Annotated in this window: 17 protein-coding genes and 1 pseudogene; 10 read left to right on the forward strand and 8 right to left on the reverse strand. The window is 65.4% G+C overall.

What is annotated here, in order from left to right; translation table 11 throughout:
* Positions 1–99: 99 nt before the first annotated feature.
* The gene (locus WEG36_01185) at positions 100–1,656 is read left to right on the forward strand and encodes a nitronate monooxygenase (GenBank protein MEX1256206.1); all 1,557 of its coding nucleotides are present in this window, start codon (positions 100–102) and stop codon (positions 1,654–1,656) included.
* Positions 1,657–2,100: 444 nt separating this feature from the next.
* On the forward strand, positions 2,101–2,655 hold the full coding sequence (locus WEG36_01190) for a hypothetical protein (protein MEX1256207.1): 555 nt from the start codon (positions 2,101–2,103) through the stop codon (positions 2,653–2,655).
* Positions 2,656–3,335: 680 nt separating this feature from the next.
* Here WEG36_01190 and WEG36_01195 read toward each other — a convergent pair.
* On the reverse strand, positions 3,336–4,367 hold the full coding sequence (locus tag WEG36_01195; protein MEX1256208.1) for a transposase: 1,032 nt from the start codon (positions 4,365–4,367) through the stop codon (positions 3,336–3,338).
* A 496-nt stretch (positions 4,368–4,863) separates the two neighbouring features.
* The gene (locus WEG36_01200) at positions 4,864–5,373 is read right to left on the reverse strand and encodes a hypothetical protein (GenBank protein MEX1256209.1); all 510 of its coding nucleotides are present in this window, start codon (positions 5,371–5,373) and stop codon (positions 4,864–4,866) included.
* A 314-nt stretch (positions 5,374–5,687) separates the two neighbouring features.
* On the opposite strand from WEG36_01200, the pseudogene WEG36_01205 reads away from it, so the two are divergent.
* From WEG36_01205 to WEG36_01235, 7 genes and pseudogenes are all read left to right on the forward strand, one after another.
* Positions 5,688–6,475 (forward strand): annotated as a pseudogene (locus WEG36_01205) (multicopper oxidase domain-containing protein).
* Positions 6,476–6,609: 134 nt separating this feature from the next.
* Complete coding sequence (locus WEG36_01210) at positions 6,610–6,897, forward strand: hypothetical protein (protein MEX1256210.1); 288 nt, start codon at positions 6,610–6,612, stop codon at positions 6,895–6,897.
* A gap of 120 nt (positions 6,898–7,017) precedes the next feature.
* Entirely contained in the window at positions 7,018–7,413 is a 396-nt protein-coding gene (locus WEG36_01215) for a hypothetical protein (GenBank protein MEX1256211.1), read from the forward strand.
* A 174-nt stretch (positions 7,414–7,587) separates the two neighbouring features.
* Entirely contained in the window at positions 7,588–8,937 is a 1,350-nt protein-coding gene (locus tag WEG36_01220; protein MEX1256212.1) for a TolC family protein, read from the forward strand.
* On the forward strand, positions 8,934–10,253 hold the full coding sequence (locus tag WEG36_01225) for an efflux RND transporter periplasmic adaptor subunit (GenBank protein MEX1256213.1): 1,320 nt from the start codon (positions 8,934–8,936) through the stop codon (positions 10,251–10,253). The genes WEG36_01220 and WEG36_01225 overlap by 4 nt, the downstream gene beginning before the upstream one ends.
* A gap of 6 nt (positions 10,254–10,259) precedes the next feature.
* Positions 10,260–13,448 carry a CusA/CzcA family heavy metal efflux RND transporter gene (locus tag WEG36_01230; protein MEX1256214.1) on the forward strand — a complete coding sequence of 1,063 codons (3,189 nt, stop codon included), beginning with the start codon at positions 10,260–10,262 and terminating at the stop codon, positions 13,446–13,448.
* A gap of 67 nt (positions 13,449–13,515) precedes the next feature.
* Entirely contained in the window at positions 13,516–13,986 is a 471-nt protein-coding gene (locus WEG36_01235) for a hypothetical protein (protein ID MEX1256215.1), read from the forward strand.
* Between the two features lie 665 nt (positions 13,987–14,651).
* Here the strand turns inward: WEG36_01235 and WEG36_01240 are convergent.
* From WEG36_01240 to WEG36_01265, 6 genes are all read right to left on the reverse strand, one after another.
* Positions 14,652–15,437 (reverse strand): methyltransferase domain-containing protein, encoded by a 786-nt coding sequence (locus WEG36_01240; protein ID MEX1256216.1) that lies wholly within the window; start codon positions 15,435–15,437, stop codon positions 14,652–14,654.
* Between the two features lie 79 nt (positions 15,438–15,516).
* Positions 15,517–15,771 carry a zf-HC2 domain-containing protein gene (locus WEG36_01245; protein ID MEX1256217.1) on the reverse strand — a complete coding sequence of 85 codons (255 nt, stop codon included), beginning with the start codon at positions 15,769–15,771 and terminating at the stop codon, positions 15,517–15,519.
* Positions 15,768–16,487: a sigma-70 family RNA polymerase sigma factor gene (locus tag WEG36_01250; GenBank protein MEX1256218.1), complete on the reverse strand. Its 720-nt coding sequence runs from the start codon at positions 16,485–16,487 to the stop codon at positions 15,768–15,770. Before WEG36_01250 ends, WEG36_01245 begins: the two co-directional genes overlap by 4 nt.
* A gap of 86 nt (positions 16,488–16,573) precedes the next feature.
* Positions 16,574–17,140 carry an OsmC family protein gene (locus tag WEG36_01255; protein MEX1256219.1) on the reverse strand — a complete coding sequence of 189 codons (567 nt, stop codon included), beginning with the start codon at positions 17,138–17,140 and terminating at the stop codon, positions 16,574–16,576.
* Between the two features lie 406 nt (positions 17,141–17,546).
* Positions 17,547–18,098, reverse strand: a complete 552-nt coding sequence (locus tag WEG36_01260; protein ID MEX1256220.1) for a DinB family protein — start codon at positions 18,096–18,098, stop codon at positions 17,547–17,549.
* 35 nt (positions 18,099–18,133) lie between these two features.
* The gene (locus WEG36_01265; protein MEX1256221.1) at positions 18,134–19,006 is read right to left on the reverse strand and encodes an alpha/beta hydrolase; all 873 of its coding nucleotides are present in this window, start codon (positions 19,004–19,006) and stop codon (positions 18,134–18,136) included.
* Positions 19,007–19,228: 222 nt separating this feature from the next.
* On the opposite strand from WEG36_01265, the gene WEG36_01270 reads away from it, so the two are divergent.
* Positions 19,229–19,530: PadR family transcriptional regulator (locus WEG36_01270; protein MEX1256222.1), on the forward strand; the 302-nt coding region annotated here is incomplete at its 3' end.

Here is a 19,530-nt window from a genome sequence, read left to right on the forward strand (position 1 = left end):
AGACTCGTGGCCCGGCCGGTTGCCGCGTTTTAAAGAGTAGTTTATGATCGTTAATTCGCCTTCATTCCGGTGCCGAGGCCGAGCCTCCTCGGTGTTTCCATGACTGAGGGGCTGTTCATGGTCGAAGTGATGCCGGTTCCCAGAATCATTCAGGGAGGGATGGGCGTTGGAGTCTCCGGGTGGAAGCTGGCGCGGGCAGTTTCGCAGACCGGCCAACTCGGAGTCGTATCCGGAACCCTGATCGATACGGTGATGGTGCGGCGACTTCAGGACGGGGATCCGGGGGGCCATGTTCGTCGGGCAATGGCGCGATTCCCTTTCGCAGACGTCGCGGCGGAGGTCTTGAGGAAATACTTCCGCAGCAAAGGTCGCAGCCCGGGAGAGGGGTATGCGCTCCTCCCGATGTGGACCTACCGGTCTGGCAAGGCCCGAAAGGCGATCAACATGCTGGCGGCCTTCGTGGAGGTCTCCCTTTCGAAAGAGGGTCACTGCGGCCAGGTGGGCATGAACCTCCTGACCAAGGTCCAGCTTCCGAACTTGTCGGCCCTTTACGGCGCGATGCTGGCCGGCGTCGACGTCATTCTGATGGGCGCGGGCATCCCCCGAGAGATCCCGGGGGCGTTGGACCGCCTCGCGGCGCATGAGCGCGCGTCATTGCGGTTCGATTCGGAGGGAGTCCGATCCCCGGAGACAGCGACACTGGACCTCGACCCCGCCGAGTATTGGAGCGGGCCCCCGCCATTCGTCGATCGTCCTCGTTTCCTGGCCATCGTAGCGAGCGACACGCTGGCCACCGCCCTCGCGCGAAAGGCGACAGGCCGCGTGGATGGCTTCATCGTCGAACGCCATGTCTCGGGGGGACACAATGCCCCGCCGCGAAACAAGGGATGGGCCGAGCTTAGCGGTGAGCTGATTTATGATGCCCGCGACGAGGCGGATCTCGAGAAGCTGGCCGCGCTCGGCTTGCCCTTCTGGCTGGCGGGAGGGATGGGTCGACCCGGATCGCTTTCTCTAGCAGAGCGCCTGGGAGCCGTCGGTATCCAGGTCGGGACTCTGTTCGCGTACTGCGAGGAGTCCGGGATGGACGAGACGCTCAAGCGCTGCGTGTTGGCCGCGGTGGCACGCGGGGAAGTGGCGGTCCGCACCGACTCGAGGGCCTCTCCGACAGGATTCCCCTTCAAGATCGTCGAGTGGCCTGGAGACGGGGTGGCGTCGGGCACACGGGAACGAAGAAAGTGCGACCTGGGCTACCTGCGCACTCCGTTCCGGAGCGAGGACGGACGGATACAGTACAGATGTCCAGCCGAACCCGTGAATACCTTTGCCAGGAAGGGGGGGCTGGAGGAAGACACGAAGGGGCGTCGCTGTCTCTGCAATAGCCTGCTGTCTACGATCGGGCTCGCTCAGCTCCACGGCGGTATCCTGGAGCCCCCGCTCGTAACCAGTGGAGATCAGCTGGAGGAGCTCGGTGTCTTTCTCAACGGCCGAGCGCGTTTCACGGCGGCTCAGGCGGTCGACTACCTGCTATCGTCGAATCCCGCCCGCACGCAAGACTCCGAGCATCGGGATGCACAGTTGGAAGGGAGATGGCCGAACGCGACACGATTTCTCCTTTCGGGACCTGGGAATAGCGTATCCGGATTTCGGGAGGGGTAGATGGAGCCCGAACGCTTCGAATCGACCTCTCGAACGTCCCGTCCGAGGTCCGGCCCCGTCGGTGAGGCCGAGCTCCCTCAGGGGTAGGGCCCAGACACCGCGAGTCGCTTGGCGCATTGAGAGGTGTGGGATGGTTCCGGCCGTCGATGCCGATCCCCGCAACCAATCATGGCCATGTACGGGCCCCGATAGCCGTTCCAGAAACACCGACCCGACTGGCGAGGGGGCCGGATCTAAAGGTCGCCCCGCGCACCCACCGTGGAGCTCGACTCAACGCGAACGATCCGTCGAACGAAGGTATTGCATAGTTGTTAGTCTTAAATTACTTTTTGTTAGACCTCGGGAGCATCCGACTGGTTTTGGAGACCCGGCGAGCTTTCGAGGTCCATAGCTCGCCCGAAGGGTAGGCTGGCTTTCACTCGGATGGGAGAGGAGGGACATGCCATGAGACACTCAATCGAAGTCGCTCGACCGACCGCCCTGGTCACCGGGGCCCTGCTAAGTTTGGCGGCGATCCTTCCGAGTGGTGTCGAGGCCCAGCAGCCGGGCCCGGAAGCGTCGGAGTTGGAGCTGAATCGAATGCATGACGAGTCGATCGCGGTCGTGGGAAGCACGGGCCGGTTTTTTGACGAATTGATCGTGGCCGCCGCCCAGCATGGCGCGGTAGCCGACCTCCGAACCGAAAGCGATCCCATGACGTTCGCATGCCTTTCGACGCAGGCGGCGCTGCTCGAGGGAATCGGAGATCTCGAAGGGGCTGTGGAGTACTCGATCCGAGCAGCGAATCATGCCCGCATTACGGGGGACGCCCTCAGTGCAGCCAATGGCTACATCGACGCGGCGGTCCTCTTGGCCCAGGCGCCCGAACGCAATGCTCAAGCGGTGAACCTGATTGATGTGGCACGCATGATGGCGCGGTCGCCGTCGTTGAACGCCGAGGAACGGGCGACGGTTCTAAGTAGGATCGGAGGCCCCGAAAGAGTGGCGGCCGCCTGGTAAGGCGAAAGGGGCAGAATTTTCCCCTTGATGCGCTCCCCGTCACCTGGTCCCCTCCCCCGCCGCCTTGCGGCAGCACTGGGAAGGATCAGGGGAAATCTGGGACCGACAGTCCGGGAGAGCGCATCATGGGGTTCCCGGTCTCCTCTCGGCCCGGCTCGAACTCCGCCGGGCACACCAGACCCAGAACAAGGGCACCGCGGTGAGCTCCAGAGGGCGGTGCCGTTCGCCCTACGAGGAAGTAGTGAGTTCTCCACCCCCGTCGGTCCCAAGAAGGGACGGCTGTGTACCTCTCGACATGGTTCCGGCATCGGGTGGAGAACGTTTGCACGGATTCCACCTCGGGCTGAGTTCTCCCTCGACCAATCCCTGCCGGATTGCTGGGAAACCTAACCCGCCCCCGTTCGCATCCGTCCGGCTCCGGCCGCCATGGCGCTTGGGCCCACCCTCGTCCCGACCCACGGCAACCACATCCATGGCGACCAGCGTCCGTTGTTTCTGACGCCTCGATCGGCATTTCTGGGCAGGGGCTTGGGGGCTCGATCGTCGCTCTCCGGCCAACGTCGGCCAGAGTACAGATCCCGGTGCAGCCGGCGCGTTCTCCCGAGGTGAGGGGGAGCCATCCTTCTATCGGGAAGCTCTGAGGCCCATTGCTTCGTTCGGCTCTCCAAGGAGGGCATAGCTTATCCCGGGGGACTCGGACCCGGAGGCCCGGACCGGAATTCCAATGGAGGCGCTCCCCTGAACCGTTCGGCGATCCGAAGCGATCGATCGCAGGCCGTCATCCTCCCTCGCCACCTCACCGATCGAGGACCGCTCTTCGAGGCGCTCTCGAGTCTCTTCGAGTCGTACACCTCCTTCGTTCGCCACACCGCCAGCACGGCGGAAGCGATCTGCCGGGCGATCGTGAGCTTCGCCAGGTTCGGTTTCGTGCCCCCATCCAGGAGCCCCAGGCAGTGCCGGTAGATCGGCTCGTCCTCGGCCCGACCGATCACCGGCGTCGCCGCTTCCTTGAAGATTGCCTTCAGCGTGTGGTTGAGGTTCCGGGTCAGGCCCCTGGTCCGCTTCACTTCGGCCTTCACCCACTCGTCCGTCCGGGTTCTCACCCAGTCCGACGAACTCCTGGTCACGATCCCCAGTCCACAGTACGACCAGAACCCGCGCTTGCTCTGGAACCGATACGGGGTCACCACGATGGGAAGCAGCTCGGCCGTGCGCACCGGACCCAGGCCGGGACAGCTCTTGACCAGACGGAACTCCAGATGCCGCTGCGCCTCGGCCAGCATCGCCTTCTTGGCCTGGCTCTTCAGTGCCTCCAAGGCGTCCAGCTCTTCGTACAGGAGCTCGGCCAGAGGTTTTGCCGGCCTCGGAAGTCGACCCAGGAACTTCCCCCGCTTCGACGCCGCGTACACCGATGGTCCGGCCACCGGCACTCCCCGCGAGCGGTACAGGCTCTTCAGTCGGTCCTTCACCCGCACCACATCGCCACTCGCCCATCGGTACCCCTTCGCCCGGTAGCCGAGGGCCCCGAACCCGCCCCGCTCCTTGTACACCTTCCGCTTGATCACCCCCAGCCGGAGGCCCTCCGCCAACCCGAAGGCATCGCGCCGGTTGTCCTTCGGCCCCCAGCTCTCTCGCACCGCCGCCACCACCACGTTCTGGGCGTGGGGCGACAGCATCTCGTACCGCCACTCCGATAGCGTCCCTTCCTCCAAGGCAGATGTTCCGGGGCTTCGGGATCTGCCGCACCGCCTCGATCAGGCACCCCGCGTTGGTCTCCACCATCTGCGTTCCGACCTGTTTTTCCGCTCGGGCTCAGGACCGCCAACGTGCAGCTCGACGCATGCGCGTCCAGCCCGATATACCTGTCCATGCGCGTTCTCCTGTTGGGGTGTGACCTCCTGGACACTCGCAAATCCCAGATTGTCCCGCCCCTCGGGAGAACGCCACCTCTGTTCCCGGGCCAGCCGTCCCATCGCACCGCCTCCGCTTACGGACGCGCTGCCCCTATGATGCCTTTCCGTTGAGTGAAACCTGTTGCAGCCCGGGCATCCTTGCGTTCTCCGGTCTCGAGCACCACTGGCGCTGACCGCACCCGGGAGGGCCGCAGGCACCGACCCGCGCTAAGCGGAGTCCCCCGCTCCTAAGACAGGCCCCGCGCTCCGAGTGGAACGCGGGGCTTCACCGTCGCGACTACGACCACCCCACAGATCAGTTCACCAGCGTGTAGATGGCCGCCCGGTCCTCCGGCGTCAACCGATGCGCCTCCGGGATCCGCGCCACCTGCTTAGCGAGTCTCACGGTCTCCTCGGGCCGACCCTGGACCTGCGCCGCCTCGGCCGCGGCGACGTAATCGACCGCCGCCTCCACGTACTCCTCCTCGGAGATCCGTAGCCATGCCGCCCACTCCATGAGACCCTGGGCCTGCTCGTAGTCTCCGATCAGGAAGAGGAGGCTGGCCTGAAACTCGGTGCACTCCGCGTGGCGAGGATCGCCCGACTGCCGCAAGGCCAAAGCTTCACCGTGTAGCCGAGCGACCGCCGGAAGTGCCTTGCCGATGTCCGCGGAGGCAGCATTGGCCAGGGCTTCGGCCTGAGCGTGCAGGCGATTGGCCTCCACCGCCGCCTGTGCAGGAGACTGAGCGTATGCCACCGCAGGCAGGATGGACAGAGCGAAGCCGAACATCGCCGCGATGATCCGAGACCTTCCGTAAGTGGACATCGTCGCCTCCATGAAACGTAGGTGAATTGAGCCCAACTACACCAAACGAGATGGGCCGTAGTGGTAGTTTAATAATTGTAGATCCAAAATACAAGTATATCATCCGCGGCGGCGGCGGGCCGGGGCTCGCGCGACCCGAAAGACCTCGGGGTCTGCCTGACGCTCCGCTATGCAAGGGCACAGTCTGCGCTAGCTTTCCCCCAGTTGGTCCATCCCCGCAGCGGGAGGTTCTGCCGATGATCCCCTCGTGTCCACCGCCCAAGGCAACTCACGGGGCACCCGGAACCGCCGTTGTCCTCCTCCTCGGCCTCGCGCTGGCGGCCTGCGAGTCGACGGGGAGCGCTCCAACGACCGAGATGGAGCGGGAGACGGCGCTCTTGCTTCCGCCACCGACGGTCCCACCAACGCTCACGAGGGACCAGCCGGCAAGGATCGTGGTGGAACTTGAGACCAATGAGCAGACTTGGGCGGTGACCGAGGGAGTGGACTACACGTTCTGAACCCTCGGCGGAAGCGTTCCCGGACCCCTCCTCAGGGTCGGCGAGAGAGACCTGGTAGAGTTCCACCTCAGCCACCATCCGTCCAGCCAGAATCCGCACAACATGGACCTCCACGCCGTCAACGGCCCGGGCGGGGGAGTGCATTCATCCGTCGTGGCACCGGGCCAGACGGCCACCTTCAAGTTCACGGCCTTGAACCCCGGCCTCTACGTGTACCATTGCGCGACCGCTCCAGTGGGGACCCCCACGTGGCGAACGGGATGTACGGACTGATCCTCGTGGAGCCCGCGGGCGGCCTTCCGGCCGTGGATCATTAGTATTACGTGATGCAGGGAGAGGCCTACACGGCCGGCGAATACGGTCAGCCGGGACATCAACCCTTCGACATGCGGAGGGCGCTGGCCGAAGATCCTACGTACGTGGTCTTCAACGGATCCGTGGGATCCCTCATGAGTGCGGCGGCGATGACCGCCGAAACGGGCGATGTGGTTCGCCTCTTCGTGGGGAACGGCGGACCCAACTTCGTTTCGTCCTTCCACGTGATCGGAGAGATCTTCGACCGCGTCTGGCACCAAGGCGGTGCCATGGTCAACCAGAACGTCTAGATTACGATGGTCCCGGCCGGCGGAGCAGCAATGGTCGAGATCCGAACCGCTCTCTGAGTCGCTGAGCCGGGCGAGGTGCGCATGGCCGATCCAGCCATGGCATGGCGCGCGGTGGTCCCGCGGGTTGAGAGATGGCCGGGCTCATCCCACCCCCTTCGCGCACCACCCGCCGCTGGGCCCCCGCGGCCGTCGCGCCGGGAAATCGTGCCGCCGGTGCCGTCTACCGCCCGAGGCGCCCGACCGCCACGCCACTCTTCCCCGTGGTCCAGCATCACCTCGAGACGTTCCTCGCCGGCGCCGAAGAGGCGGATCCCACGGGATGGGGCGCTCCGGCGTGCGTCGAGGAGGACTTCCGCCGGTACCTGCGGATGCCCGCGCTCTTCGGTCTCCCGATGCGCACGACGGCGAAGCCACGATGATGCTGGATACCTCGTGACTTCACGATCGCTGAGGCGTCGCGGCTCGAGTCGCCCTTCACGTACAGCACCCTGCGGCGCAACGCTGTTGACCGGATGACAGGCCGCGGCGAGGTTCGTGGCATGACTACGCGATCATTCCGCAGAGTCGCCGGACTCCTTTCGCTCGTAGCGATGTCCGCCTCCATGACCGAGAGGCTCTGGGCGGCCACATGTGCGCCCATGGAGGAAGACGGCGCCGCCATGGCTGCTCACGCCCCAGCCACCGCGATGAATTCGCCAGCAGAGATGGGGATGGGGTACGGTCGGCACGATCAGGCACACGCCGACGCGGAGGATCGCGCCCCGTGTCCCTTCGCGGCGAGCGCCTCCTTTGGAGGCTGCGTATCCGTTGCGACGATCGCGCCCTTGCCCCCCACGATTCCGATCCCGCCTAAGCCGACGCAGCTCGTCACGGCGACGGTCGCCTCGCACGACCTCCTTCTGGAAGCCTCGCTCTTCCGCCCTCCCCGCGCATAGTCCGTTGGGGGCCCGGGTTTTCCGGGTCCTTTTCTCTCGAACAGCTGAATTGACTCAGGCTCGCGGACGCCCATGGCGTTCGGGAGAGCCCGGCGTCCCGACGTTCCATCATCCGCCCCTTCGCGAAGGAAGCGGGACGGGTCGCCGCAAAGGACTCAACGGAGAGCGTTCATCATGCGCAACCACCTTTCTCTGGGACTTGCGACTTTCCTCTCCCTGGCTGCTTCGGCAGCGCTTCAGGCCCAGGAGCCGATTTCTGACCTCACGGCGCTTCTGGCCGAGGCCGTAGCGAACAACCCCGAGATCCGAGCCGCCGAGCGAGCGGCGGAGGCTGTCAGGGCGCGCGTTCCCCAGGCGGGAGCGCTTCCCGATCCCATGGTCGGCGTGGGGTTCATGAACGTCCCGATCACGGATCCGAGCCTCGGCCGTGAGATGATGACCATGACCCGCCTCCAGCTCGAGGGGCAGTTTCCGTGGCCCGGAAAGCTGGGGCTCCAGGAGGAGGTCGCCCGCCTCCGGGCCGAGGCGGCGCAGTGGGAGGTCGCGCGGGTGCGAGACGAGGTCGTCGCCGAGGTGAAATCCGCTTACTTCGAGGTCTACTTTGTGGACCGGGCCATCGAGGTCACCTCCAGGAACGAGGGACTGATTGCCGCCTTCGCCCAACTCACGTCCGCGCAGTACGGAGTGGGCACAGGCTCCCAGTCCGACGTGCTCAAGGCTCAGGTGGAACGGACACGGCTCGCTAACCAGGTGGTAGCCCTCCACGAACGCCGCCGAAGCACGGTGGCTCGCTTGAATGCCTTGCTCGCCAGGCCGACCGACACGCCGCTTCTCGCAGGCGACATCCCAGAGAACGTCGGAGCTGCAGCCGTCTTGGGCGGCGGTGAGGAGGCGCGATTTGTGTCGTCCGCGCTGTCCGGCCTGTCCCAAGGCGGGGGACCGGAGCAGGACCCGACGATCCCTTCCGCGGCCGATCTCCAGCGCCTGGCCCTCGAGCACAACCCGATGATCCAGGCGCACGTACAGCGAGTGGCCGCGCAGGAACAAGCCGTTTCGCTGGCCAGGAAGGCTGAGCTTCCCGACTTCCAGGTCTCAATCGCATACAGTCGGCGTCCCGATTTCGGAGATTTCGTGGACCTCATGGTCTCGGCGCCGCTCCCCCTCTTCGCGGGACGGAAGCAGGACCAGGGGGTCGCTGAGGAAGCCGCCGTCCTCGCGGAGGAGGAGGCCCGGCACCATGCGATGGTGAACGACCTGAACGCCGAAATCGAATCCCTCGTGGCCGGACTCGTGCGTGGGCGTGAACAGATCCTCCTCCTGAACGAAGGCATCCTTCCGCAGGCAAGGGCGTCGCTCCCTTCCGCGACGGCCGCCTACCGGGTGGGGAGGGTGGACTTCCTCACGCTGCTGGATGCCCAAGTCACGCTCTACCAACACGAACTCGACTACCACCGGCTTCTGGCCGACTTCGCCCGCGACGTGGCAAGGCTCGAGCGGGCCGTGGGCACGGAGGTGCTCCGATGAACGGGAACAGAAAGACGATCGTCATGGCCTCGGGAGCGGCAGCCCTGGCTGTCGTGGTCGCGGCAGCCGCGTTTTGGGCGGGTGCGGCGTCGCGGGCGGTGGGAATTGCAGGCCAGGAATCGGCGGCGCCGGGAGCGGGTGCCGCGGAGATGAGCGGGATGGAAACGGGGGGGATGGGTACAAGCGGTGCGGGAATTGAGGGCATGGCCCCCGATGGGTCGGTATTTCTCACCCCCGGAGAGATATCCAGCTTCGGCATCACCTTCGATCGCGCCGAGGTCCGGCTCCTCTCGAGGACCACCCGGACCGTGGGGATCGTCGCCTTCGACGAGACTCGCGTAGCTTATCTGGCCCCGAAGTTCGGCGGCTGGGTGGAACGGTTGCACGTGAACTTCACGGGGCAGCCGGTCCGGCAGGGTCAGCCGCTCCTCGACGTGTACTCGCCGGAGCTCGTCACCGCGCAGGAAGAGCTGCTTCTCGCCACTCGGATGGCCGAGTCCATTGGACGGAGTCCGGTAGCGGCCGTCGCCGATGGAGCCCGGGAACTCGTGGAGTCGGCGCGGAGGCGGCTCACTTACTGGGACATCTCAGAGGACCAGATCGAAGCTGTCCTGGAATCCGGCGAGCCTCGGCGGACGCTGACGATCCACGCGCCCGTTTCCGGAGTCGTTTTGGAGAAGGACGTCCTCGAGGGCCAGGCTTTCCAGCCGGGAACGAACCTCTACATGATCGCCGACCTCTCCGTGGTTTGGGTGAACGCGGAGGTGCGCGAGCCGAACGGTGGCGGCGTTGCCGAGGGATCGGAGGCCGTCGTGGAGTTGTCCGCGTTCCCGAGTCGGCCCATCCGGGGCCGCATCGAGTACGTCTATCCCACGCTCCAGGAGGACGCGCGTACGCTCAGGGCCCGCGTGGCCGTTCCGAACCCCGACGGGCGGCTCAAGCCGGGCATGTACGCGACCGTAAGTCTCAGCACACCTACGCGCACGGCCCTTTCCGTTCCAACGTCGGCAGTGATCGACACCGGCGAACGGCAACTCGTGTTCATCGAGATGGGGGGCGGCAGGCTCATTCCGCAGGAGGTCGAGGTCGGCCTGACGGCGGGGGATCTCACGGAGGTCCTCGCCGGGCTCGAACCCGGTCAGCGAGTAGTCACCTCCGCGCAGTACCTCCTCGACTCCGAGAGTAACATGGCCCAGGTGATGAGGTCCATGATCGGGATGATCGGCGCGGGAGACATGGGAAACTTGGACATGGGGGGCATGGACATGTCCGACGACTCCATGGACGGGATGCCCATGCCCCCTAACAGGGAGTGACGGACGATGCTGAAGCGAATCATCGACTGGTCCATCCGTCAGAGATTCCTCGTCCTGCTGGGCGCCGCCGCGGCGACCGTAGCCGGAGTCTGGGCCATGCTCCAGACTCCCGTCGATGCCATTCCCGACCTCTCGGACGTGCAGGTGATCGTCATGACCGAATGGCCGGGGCAGGCACCCGAATTGGTCGAGGACCAGGTCACCTACCCGCTGTCCACGGAGATGCTGAAGGTCCCCGGCACCCGGTTCGTCCGCGGGATGAGCCAGTTCGGGAGATCGGCCGTTTATGTCGTCTTCGAAGACAATGTGGAGCTGTACTGGGCGCGCTCCCGGGTTCTCGAGTACTTGAATGGCGTAAGAGACCGGCTCCCCGAGGGGGCAATGACCATCCTCGGCCCCGACGCTACCGGCGTCGGCTGGGTGATGCAGTACATCCTCACGGATACCACGGGCCGGCTGAACCTGGCCGAGCTTCGCAGTCTGCAGGACTGGACCGTGAGGCCCGGGCTGACTTCCGTCCAGGGCGTGGCCGAGATCGCCAGCTTAGGCGGTTTCGAGAAGCAGTACCAGATCGAGGTCGATCCGTCTCGACTTCTCGCCTTCAACCTCCCGATGGCCAAGGTGATCCAGGCGGTGCGCGAGTCGAACGCCGACGTGGGCGGGCGGGTGCTGGAGCTGGGCGGCAGCGAATACGTGGTCCGGGGAAGGGGACGGTTTGACTCTCTCGAAGACATCCGATCGGTGTCGCTCGGCGCCGGACCGGGGGGAGTGCCGATCACGGTAGGTGACGTGGCCCGCGTCCAGCTCGGCCCCGAGATCCGCCGCGGGATCGCCGACCTCAACGGGCAGGGTGAGATCGTCACCGGATTCGTGGTGATGCGCTTCGGCGAGAACCCGCTCGACGTGATTGCCGGGGTGAAGGAGAAGATGGCCGAGCTGGAATCGGCCCTTCCCGCGGGAGTAAGGTTCGTGGTTGGGTACGATCGCTCGGGACTAATCGGACGCGCCATCCAGACCCTGCGCGAAAAGCTGATCGAAGAGTCGCTGATCGTGGCGCTGGTCACGGTCATTTTCTTGCTCCACGCGCGCAGTGCGCTAGTGGCGATCGTGACGCTGCCGCTCGGGATCCTGATCGCATTCGTCGCCATGCGCTTCCTGGGGATCGGCGCCAACATCATGAGCCTCGGAGGGATCGCCATTGCGATCGGCGCTATGATCGACGCGGCGATCGTGATGGTGGAGAACCTTCACAAGCACATGGAACGGAATCGGCGCGAAGGCGGCCGCAGGACGCACTGGCAGATGGTGGCCGACTCGTCCAAAGAGGTCGGCCCGGCGCTCTTCACCTCTCTTCTGATCATCACCGTCTCCTTCATCCCGGTCTTTGCCCTGGAGGCACAAGAGGGTCGGCTCTTCAAGCCGCTCGCGTGGACGAAAACGCTCTCCATGGCGGCGGCGGCGCTCCTCTCGATCACTCTGGTCCCGGTCCTGATGGGGCTCTTCATTCGGGGTGGAGTCAGGTCGGAGCGGAGAAACCCGGTCAGCCGCTTGCTCATCGGCGCCTACCGGCCGGTCATCCACTTTGTCTTGCGGCATCGCTGGCCGGTCATCGGCGCGGCGCTGGCGGTCCTGGGGATCACCATCCTCCCCTGGAAGAAGCTCGGCAGTGAATTCATGCCGCCCCTGAACGAGGGGAGCATCATGGACATGCCCTCGATGTTCCCAGGAACCGGGACGGCGCAGGCCAGGCAGATCCTCCAGCAGCGGGATGCCGCGATGGCCAGGATCCCCGAGGTGGAGATGGTGCTGGGAAAGATCGGGCGGGCCGAGAGCGCGACCGATATGGCACCTCTGTCGATGATCGAGTCCGTCGCCATCCTCAGGCCCGAGGAGCAGTGGCGCCCGGGGGTCACCTTCGATTCGATCCAGGCGGAGATGAATGCCACGGTAACGACCCCCGGAGTCGCGAACATGTGGTCGATGCCGATTAAGAACCGACTCGACATGCTCGCGACGGGCATCAAGACTCCGGTCGGGATCAAGCTCTTCGGGCCGGACCTCGCCACCCTCGACCGGATCGGCCAGCAGATCGAGGGCCTCCTGCCGCAGGTCGAAGGGACCAATTCGGTGTTCGCGGAGCGCGCGCTGGGGGGACGGTACCTGGACATTGAAGTCGATCGTCACGCGACTGCCCGGTATGGGATGACTGTCGCCGAGGTACAGATGGGGATGATGGCTGCCGTTGGCGGAATGTACGCGGGTGAGGTGATCGAGGGTCGCGAGCGTTACTCCGTGCTGGTCCGCTATCCACGCGAGCTCCGCGACGACCCGCAGAGGATCGCGTCCACGCTGGTGGCGACGCCCGCGGGCGCGCAGGTGACGCTCGGTGAGTTGGCGAACCTGCGCGTGGTGCAGGGCCCACCGCTCATCAAGTCTGAGAACGCCTACCTGAATAACGTCGTCTATGTGGACGTTCGGGGACGCGACATCGGCGGCTATGTGGAGGAGGCACGGGAGCTCCTTCAGCAACGGCTCGACCTTCCCGTGGGCTACCGGTTGGAGTGGTCGGGACAATTCGAGGCCATGGAGCGCGCCAATCGAAAGCTCCGCTACGTCGTTCCGATCACGCTCGCCATCATATTCCTGCTCCTCTTCTTCCAGTTCGGGAGCGTGGCCGAGAGCGCGTTGGTGATGCTCTCACTCCCGTTCGCGCTGGTCGGAGGCGTGTGGCTCATGTGGTTGATGGACTTCAACTTGAGCGTGGCCACGGCCATCGGATTCATCGCCCTGGCGGGGGTGGCCGCCGAAACGGGTGTAGTCATGCTGATCTACCTGGACCATGCGTACCGTGAACGGCGTGAGACGGGCGCGCTCAGGGGCCGCGGGGACGTGGACGCCGCGGTGGAGTACGGCGCGGTCGAGCGGGTTCGTCCAAAGATGATGACCGTGACCGCGATCATCGCGGGTCTCCTTCCGATCCTCTGGGGACACGGGGCCGGGGCGGACGTCATGAAGCGGATCGCCGCTCCGATGGTGGGCGGGATGGTATCGTCGACGATCCTGACGCTCGTGGTGATTCCCGCAATTTACTCGCTCTGGAAGGAGTGGGAGGTCAAGCGAAACGGCCGTCGCTCGGACGCTCTCCTCGATCAGATGCCAGTGCTCACGGAGGTGCGAGTCGGCGGTGCAGACTGAACGCGAAGGCGCCCCGGTACGGGCGTGCGCGGAGTGTCGCCTTCGCCGCGAAACGGAGGGACTTCAGATGGTTTCGATGAAGCAAATGACAGCCTTCTCCTTGGTGATGGTCGCGATGGCAGCGTGTGCCCCAGAGCAGCCGGATCCAGAAAGAGAAGGGGCCGCGACGCAGCCGACGGATGGAATGCCGGGAATGCCGGGAATGGGCGGGACGCAGATGAGCGGTCAGATGATGGAGGAGATGGAGGCCCACTTGCGGCAGGTGGAGGGCGCCAGTGGTGAGCAGATGATGGCCGTAATGTCCCAGCATCGCCAAATGGTCGCCAACCTGATCTCGCAGTTCAACCGCGAGATGCGGGAAATGAACATGGCGACCGATCAGGAGTGGAACGCGACCGTGGAAGCGCTCCGCGCGGACCTCGTCCGAATGCCCGAGATGAGTCCCCAGGAACTTCTCGCCCTCATGCCCGAACACCGTCAGCGGGTCATGCGCCTCATGGAGATGCACCGCGGGATGATGGGACGCATGGGAATGTAGCAGGAGCCTCCGAGCGTCGGAGTTCCACAGTCAGTTCCAGACCCGTGGCCGTCAAGACTTCATCCGGGCGAGGCGAAGGGAATTGGCGGTTACCCCGAGGGACTCTTCTGGGGACCCTGGAGGGAAGTTGGCGGCTTGGGGACCGATGGAGGCTGGAGCTCGTCGGTCGGATCTTCAGCTCGAATGACGACGGCGATCCCCTGTACCGGTTTCGGAAGGACGACTATCTCCAGACCAGCGTACGCTTCTACTTCTGAGAGTGGGGAGCCGGCCCCATAGGACAAGATTTTCATGTTCCATGTCATGAGGCCGCGCTTGCCACAGCTGCGGGTCCGGTGTTGCTCGCGAAGTGCGTGCGCGCCGCGTGCATGCACGGGAGAGGGCGAACGCCGAGCGGAGGTAACGCCGGCACGGGATCGGCGAGCGTGGGATCGAATGCGGGAGTCTGACTGAAGGAGAGCTGGGCGCCTCGGGAGAGGCGCGCCGGAGCGAGGAGGGTGGCGTTATTCGACTGTTCATCCTCGACGTAGATCGGGTTGCATGCCGGCAGGACGGCCAGAGCCGGCAGGACGAAGAGCGGCCCCCCGGCGGATCGCCGGAGGGCCGGTTCCGTTGCCGTGCGCCTCGGGGTCGTGCGGCTCGGTTCGCCTCCTCGGAAGTCCGGCTCAGGCCGGCTTCACCCCCGTGATCACGATCGCATGGGCGTTGAAGCCCGACGCGACCTTCTTCGTCTCGTCACTGGGGCTCGCCGAGAAGTAGTCCACGCGCTGCAGGATCTCCAGATCTTCGAACCCGGCCTTCGCCAGCGTCTCGAGATACTGGTCCTTCGTCACGGCGCCGACGATGCACTCGGCCCAGAGCTCCGGCTTCGCGCGGCACGCCTCCGACGGCGGAATCTCCACTACGATGTCGGAGATCTGGATCTTCCCGCCCGGACGGAGTACCCGGTAGATCTCGCGGATCGCGGACTCCTTGTCCGGGACGAGATTCAGCACGCCGTTGCTCGTGACGACGTCCACGGAAGTGTCGGGGAGGGGGATCTCTTCCGCGTTTCCGTCGAGGGTTCGGACGTTCGTCGCGCCCATCTCCCTCGCATTCCTCTCCAGCTTCTCGCGCATCGCGGAGGTCATGTCGAGCCCGATCACCTCACCCTCCAATCCGACGATCCGGCTCGCGATGAGCGCGTCGGTGCCCGAGCCCGAGCCTACGTCGAGGACGGTCTGGCCGGGGCGGATCACATCGGCGATGAAGGGGTGGGCGACTCCGGCGAAGGACTCGAGGGCGCCCGGCGGGATCGGGTCGAGCTCGTCGGCGGAGTAGCCGACGTACTCGCAGGCGAAGCGCCCGGTCGCGAAGTGGAATTCGTCCTGTGGCTGCCGCGCGAGGTGCGAATACATGCCCCGCACGGCGTCGATGATGACGTCCCGGTTCTCGGAGGTGATGACGACCATGGTTCACTGGCTCCCTGTCTCGGTGAATCGTGGAACGTGCGACTATTCGATGCGTGATCCTGGCGCCGGCGCCGATCTACTACTCGCCGGTTTCCTTCTCGAATCGTGCGACCAGGGCACGGATGCGGTCATGGAATTCATGCCGCACCGGGGCGTGGCCGAGGGCGGAGACGCGGTCTCGTAGTCCCTTCTCGAACTCGTGCCGCGACTTGCAGCTCCGGCAGGCTTCGAGATGGTCCTCGAGCGCGCCGCTCCTGTTCCGGTCCAGCTCCTCGTCCAGATATTCGACGAGCATCCGGATCGCTTCCTTGCAGGTCAGAATTTCCTTTGTCATGACTCGGCCTCCTCCTCGGGAGCCCGGTTGCGCGGGGTTCTCAGGCCCATGTCGATGGCTTGGTCCCACAGCGACTTCTGAAGCAGGGACCGTCCCCGCGCGAGGCGGGAGCGAATGGTACCCACGGGAACGTCCAGGGCGTCCGCGGCTTCCTGATACGAAAGCCCCTGAATCTCGACCAGCACGACGGCGACCCGGAAGGCCTCCGGGAGCGTGTCCACGGCGCACGCGACGTCCTCCTGGAGGAGGCGATTCAGAAAGTCCCGCTCCGGATTGGCCTGCCAGAGGAGGAAGGGCTGGTGCAGCCGTTCGAAGATCGAGAAAGTCTCGTCGCTGCCGTCCGTCTCTTCGTACTCCTGCGTCTCCGCCTTCGCCGCGGCACTCCGCTTCTGGCTGAGGAAGGTGTTCGTGAGGATCCGGCACATCCATCCGCGGAAGGACGACCGATCGCGGAGCGACTCCAGCGACCCGAGCGCCTTCACCATCGCTTCAGCCACAAGATCCTCGGCGTCCGCGTCGTTCCTCGTGAGCCGCCGCGCGGTGGCGAGGAGTCCCGGAAGAAGCGCCGTGATCTCGCCTTCGAACCAGGCATTGCCAACCTCCCCGACGGATCCCGCTTCCTTCGCGGCCCCGGTCTTTCCGACCGGCCCGGCCTCTTCCACCTGTGCGGCCTCTTCGGTCATCTCGGCTCTCTCGATCGTCGCGGCTGCCGACATCTCTCTCGTCTCCCTCGTCCCGCGTCCTCTCGGCGATCCATTCACCGGGGGGACGCAGCGGGTTCCGAAATAGTTCCCGGACTTGCTCAGGCCGCCAGCCCGATGGTCACCGGGACGGGGTTCCTGAGGATGTCGAGGAGCGGAGACGTACGCAGAACATGTGTCCAGAGCTCGGCGAGCGCCTCTTCGGAAGCGTCGGTCTCCAGGTGGACCCGGAGCTGGATTTCCTCGAATCCGGGGCGCACCATGTCGGAGAGCCCGAGGAATCCCCGGAGGTCGAGGGCACCCACGACCTCGAAGGCGATGGCGTGTACCGTGATCCCGCGCGCCGCGGCGTTGTATACGAGGCCCACCGTGAGGCAGGAGGTGAGCGCATGGAGCACGACCTCCACCGCGTTCGGGCCCTCGTTCGTGCCGAGAAGGACCGGCGGCTCGTCGCCGACGAGCACGAAGGACTCGGGCCTGGAGGAGTCCTCGCCTCCCGCTCCATAGAATCCCCGGATGCGGGTTTCCGACTTTCCGCCCGTGATCCACCGCGACCGGGCGCGAAACTGGAATTGGGCGAGCTCGGGCTGCGCTTGAATGGCTTCGACCGTCTGCACGAGCTGCTCGACGTTGACTCCGTTGGGGTGCTGCTGCGTCGCGACCGACATGATGGCCTCCTCGATCTTCAGGGTTCCGGTCCGCTTCCCGGAGCGGACTCATCGTGCGTTCGAGGGGGCGACGCAGTGAGGGCCGAAATAGTTCCCGGGGGGCCCGATTCTCCTTCTCGCGCAGCACTGCACGGGGGCGCACGCCGAGCGACGAGTGCTTCAAGCGGTCGCGGAGAATGTGGTCGACGGCGGTGATTCCGTTGTCCCGTGCCTTCGCGGATTCGTAGTTCCGGCTCGTGCCGATGACCTGCTTGTTTTTGGCCCTCAGGCTGAAGCGGAACGTCTCATTCTTCGCGTCGACCTTGTCGAACGCCGCCGCATCGCCCCCCGTTCTACTGCACCAGCGCCGCCGGGGTCGGAAAGACTCGTTCCGGCATCGGCGTGCATCATCGGGGTCCCGCCCGGGTTACGCCCTTTCCTTAGGCGCATGAGCGATCTCGGGGCCGAGCCGTTCCTCTCTCTGCCGCGTCAGACGCGGCACGATTCCGAGCATCCGCTGAATCGGCATGAGCCGGCCGCGGTGGTGCATCTCGTGCTCCTTCACCCCCATCAGCATCTCCAGGCGGCTTTTTGTGGGAGACGGGTCGCCGGGAGTCATCACCCGCTGGTCCAGAAACTCGTCGCTCAGGCCGTCGAGAAAGGAGCCGAAGCGCTCGCCCTCCTCTCTCAAGAGTGCGAGCACCTCGGCCTTTGTGCGCGGCACCAGCTCGAGCTCGATGATCTCCCGAAGCAGCGCCGGCACATCCACCTTCGAGAAATCTCTGATCTCATGCCGATGAATGTGCTCCTGCATGCGAGGGGCTACTGCGTTGTGCGCCAGGTGCCGCGCGATACTTCGGGACTCGGGGGTCGGTTGGAAGGAGTACTCCTCCCCGGGAATTTCCTCGGCCACTCGAATCGTATTCCCCCGGACACGTTTGAAAGCCTTCGCGAGCTCACCGCTGGTGTAGGATGCCAACCCTTTCTCCCCTGAGATTCACTTTCTTAGATCCCCTACCCCTCGTCGTGGCTGTCGATGAACGTCTGGAGCCCGTTCAGATACCAGTCGTGGATCACCCTGGGATAATACGAATCGAGGTGTCCGCGCTGCGGGAGCATGATGCTCTGGAACTTGGGGACTTCCCTCCAAAGGCGATGCGTCCGGGAATAGAAGCCGTCGTACTCACCCACGATCGCGAGGACCGGGAACTCGATAGTCTTGAGATCGAGGTCCCGGCGTTCGGGGCCGGGGCGTGCGGGCTCCGTCCAGGTTCCGGCCTCCATCGCCGCGAGACGCCGGCTCTCGGCCTCCGTGGGTTGCGTCTCCTCACGGGACTCGAGGCGCTCGCGGTAGATCCGGCTCGCCTCCGCCGCGACGGGGCTCGTTCCCTCGGCGTCCGCCGGCACGCGGTCGGCCCACTCCTCCGTCTCGCGAACTCCGGACCCTCCAAAGGACGCGGTGATCAACCGATCCGGAACTCGGGCCATCAGCTGGGCCACGATGCTCCCGCCCATCGAGAACCCGTGGACGTGCGCGCGCTCGATGTCCAGGTAGTCCATGAGCTCGATCACGTCGAGCGGCATGTCGCCCTCGCGGGGATTTTCGCTCCGGCCATGGCCGCGCATGTCGGGGACGATGACCCGATGGTTTTCCGCGAGCCGGTGCGCGACGCCGTTCTCGAGCCAGGTCGCGGCCGCCCCTCCGGATCCATGGATCAGGAAGACCGGGGAGCCGGAGTCGCCCATCGTCGCATAGTGGAGCGTCCAATCGTCCGTCGTCGCGAAGGTGTGGTGTTCGGCATCGGCGGCGGATTGGGCCTGACCGGCCTCCGCAACCGCCAGGCCGACCAACGGCACCATGATGGCCGCGAGGAGAGGGGATGGCATTCGCATCCTGGTGCCTCCTGATCGGGGGGAGCCTTGCCCCTGCGGTTAGGAAAAAGAAGCGCCCTTTGACCCTAGAGCGAAGGTGGGGGAGCCGATTTCGCGGGGGCAAGGAATCGGGGCTGGGGCGGGGGAGGCGTGGCGTTCCCCTTGCTCGCTGTATCTCCGTGGGTATATATATCTCTTAATACCTAGCCTGACCCGACCAGCAACGGAGCCGACCCGATGGACCCCAAGGCGTTCCAGATCCTCGTTTCTCTGGCGGCCGCGCCAATGCATGGATATGCGATCCGGCAGGAGGTGGAGGCGCGGACGGAGGGGGAGCTGCGGCTGTGGCCGGCGACGCTGTACGGCACGCTGTCGGAGTTGACGTCCACGGGGCTGATCGAGGAGACGGCGAGTCCCGGAGGCGTCGGCGATGATCCCCGGCGGAAATACTACGCGCTGACGGGGGAGGGTCGGCGGGTGCTGTGGGCGGAAGCGGCGCGGCTGGAGCGGCTGGCGCGCCTTGCGCGGACCCACCTGTC

Source organism: Gemmatimonadota bacterium, from assembly GCA_040882465.1.
Taxonomy (GTDB): domain Bacteria; phylum Gemmatimonadota; class Gemmatimonadetes; order Longimicrobiales; family Gaopeijiaceae; genus JBBEBG01.

Excerpts from the sequence above, each read along its gene's own strand:
- WEG36_01185 (MEX1256206.1), top strand. The coding sequence starts at position 100 with ATGACTGAGGGGCTGTTCATGGTCGAAGTGATGCCGGTTCCCAGAATC.
- WEG36_01190 (MEX1256207.1), top strand. The coding sequence starts at position 2,101 with ATGAGACACTCAATCGAAGTCGCTCGACCGACCGCCCTGGTCACCGGG.
- WEG36_01200 (MEX1256209.1), bottom strand. The coding sequence starts at position 5,373 with ATGTCCACTTACGGAAGGTCTCGGATCATCGCGGCGATGTTCGGCTTC.
- WEG36_01210 (MEX1256210.1), top strand. The coding sequence starts at position 6,610 with ATGGCCGGGCTCATCCCACCCCCTTCGCGCACCACCCGCCGCTGGGCC.
- WEG36_01215 (MEX1256211.1), top strand. The coding sequence starts at position 7,018 with ATGACTACGCGATCATTCCGCAGAGTCGCCGGACTCCTTTCGCTCGTA.
- WEG36_01220 (MEX1256212.1), top strand. The coding sequence starts at position 7,588 with ATGCGCAACCACCTTTCTCTGGGACTTGCGACTTTCCTCTCCCTGGCT.
- WEG36_01225 (MEX1256213.1), top strand. The coding sequence starts at position 8,934 with ATGAACGGGAACAGAAAGACGATCGTCATGGCCTCGGGAGCGGCAGCC.
- WEG36_01230 (MEX1256214.1), top strand. The coding sequence starts at position 10,260 with ATGCTGAAGCGAATCATCGACTGGTCCATCCGTCAGAGATTCCTCGTC.
- WEG36_01235 (MEX1256215.1), top strand. The coding sequence starts at position 13,516 with ATGGTTTCGATGAAGCAAATGACAGCCTTCTCCTTGGTGATGGTCGCG.
- WEG36_01240 (MEX1256216.1), bottom strand. The coding sequence starts at position 15,437 with ATGGTCGTCATCACCTCCGAGAACCGGGACGTCATCATCGACGCCGTG.
- WEG36_01245 (MEX1256217.1), bottom strand. The coding sequence starts at position 15,771 with ATGACAAAGGAAATTCTGACCTGCAAGGAAGCGATCCGGATGCTCGTC.
- WEG36_01250 (MEX1256218.1), bottom strand. The coding sequence starts at position 16,487 with ATGTCGGCAGCCGCGACGATCGAGAGAGCCGAGATGACCGAAGAGGCC.
- WEG36_01255 (MEX1256219.1), bottom strand. The coding sequence starts at position 17,140 with ATGTCGGTCGCGACGCAGCAGCACCCCAACGGAGTCAACGTCGAGCAG.
- WEG36_01265 (MEX1256221.1), bottom strand. The coding sequence starts at position 19,006 with ATGCCATCCCCTCTCCTCGCGGCCATCATGGTGCCGTTGGTCGGCCTG.